We start from the raw sequence: 1,788 nt of genomic DNA on the forward strand, positions 1-1,788 counted from the left end.
AGAAGAACGACGCGTCCCAGCGGTCCAGCCCGCGCTGCACCATGCCGTAGAACTGCTCGTTCTCAGACGGCATCTTCTCGAACGTGTTGAGGTTGTGCTCAAGCGGATCCGGGTTGATGAAGAAGTGCGGCGTCTGCACAAGGAACAGCTTGGGGTCCTGCACGAAAAAGCCGACCGTGCAGGTGAGGAAGTCGCGCGTCGGGCAGTGGTCAGCATCGAACACGACGATCAGGTCGCCCCGGGTCTTGGGCAGCGCGGCATTCATGTTGCCGGCCTTGGCGTGTTCGTTGCGGGCGCGCGTCAGGTATCGGGCACCGAGTTCGGCGCACATGCGCTGCAGGTCGGCGCGGCGCTGGCGTGCGCTGGCAGCCGCCACCGGATCGGAAGCGTTGCACTTCTGGTCGGAACCGCCGTCGTCGAGCAGGTAGACGTTGAGCTTCTCGCGCGGATAATCGAGCGCCACCGCGGCGGCAACCGTGGTCGCCAGCAGCAGTTCGTCTTCGTTGTAGGTCGGGATGTAGATATCGACCGTCGGCAGCTTCTCATAGGGCGGAAACGGCGCCGGCTTGCGCTGCGTGGGGTCTGCCACCGTGAACAGGCTCAGCGCGAGCATCATCACGCTGTACATCTCGAACGTGTAGAGAATCACGCCCGGAATGAAGTTCTCCGGCTGGTTGATCGGCGGAATCGTACTGGTTGTGCGCCAGTAGACGTAACGCATGATGATCGTGGTGCCGAGCGCAAGGAAAACCTGTCGCTTGACGCCTTCTGACGGGAACCACTTGATGACCGTCAGCACCAGCACGACGATGACGCCGACGATCATGTGCGCCTGAAGACTGATCGGCTGCGTGATCAGGACCATCACCACCGCGGTCGTCAGAAGCCAGAACAGCGTGGCGATGGTCTTCGTCATGGCTGCTCACGTCCTCATGCTTGGCCCCGCCAGCGGCCCGATACCGCCCGGCACGAGAGAGAGTTTGACCGCCGGTCCGGCTGCCGTGGCAGGCTGCCCCCGCAGCCGCCGCAGCCCGCGCCGCCATCACCGCGGCCAGCCTTGCAAGGCCCGCCGGCACGGGCCGGAATTGCCCGCCGTTGTGCAGCAAATTCAGGGGGAACACCACCATTGTTCCGCCACAGCGTCAACGTGCGCCGCATAAACAGCCTTGAGACGGCGTTACCGCCGTTCAGGCCGGGCCCGGGCCGCGTTCAGGCCGGCTACTGCTGCGGCGCGATGGCGCTGGGCAGCTGCAGCGGCGCACCGCCATCGCCCGGCACCGCGGCCGCCGCCGGCGCACCGCCGCCGACGACCCGCACGCTGCCGGCCGCAGGTCCGCCTGCCTGACTGCCGACCGGCTGGCCGTTGCCCGCCGCCGCACCGGACCGTGCCGTGCCGCCGGTGGCGGGCGTGATGCCGAAGCCGTAGGAGCCCGGCGTTGCCGGCGCGCGGCTTGTGGTGGCGGCCGCGGGCTCGTCCGGCAGCGCGGGCGGCGACTGGATGGTCTGCGTCAGATCGCCCGCACTGCCGCCGGTGCCGGCCGGCGCGCCGGCGACCGCGGGGGTGCCGGGTGCGCCGACGATGGTGGTGCCGGGCGGCGGCACCGTCACCACGGGCGTGGTGTCGGCCGGCATCAGCGTCTGTGTCACCAGAGGCTGGGTGACGAGCGGCTGCGTCGCCACGGGCTGCAGGGTCGTGACACGGCGCGTGCCGGTGCGCCGGCCGGTGGCGGCGGGCGGCAGCACCCGCCGCAGACGCGCATCGAGCGGACCTTCGGTGTAATAGGGATT

1 protein-coding gene and 1 pseudogene are annotated in these 1,788 nt (G+C 68.8%); both read right to left on the minus strand.

Going from position 1 to position 1,788, the window contains the following annotated elements:
* A partial coding sequence (locus tag V7067_RS17715; RefSeq protein ID WP_334177201.1) for a glycosyltransferase occupies positions 1-916 on the minus strand: 916 nt, incomplete at its 3' end.
* A 302-nt stretch (positions 917-1,218) separates the two neighbouring features.
* A pseudogene (locus V7067_RS17720) lies at positions 1,219-1,788 on the minus strand (hypothetical protein); the annotation flags it as partial.

This window comes from Pseudoxanthobacter sp. (assembly GCF_036822375.1).
Taxonomy (GTDB): Bacteria; Pseudomonadota; Alphaproteobacteria; order Rhizobiales; family Segnochrobactraceae; genus Pseudoxanthobacter.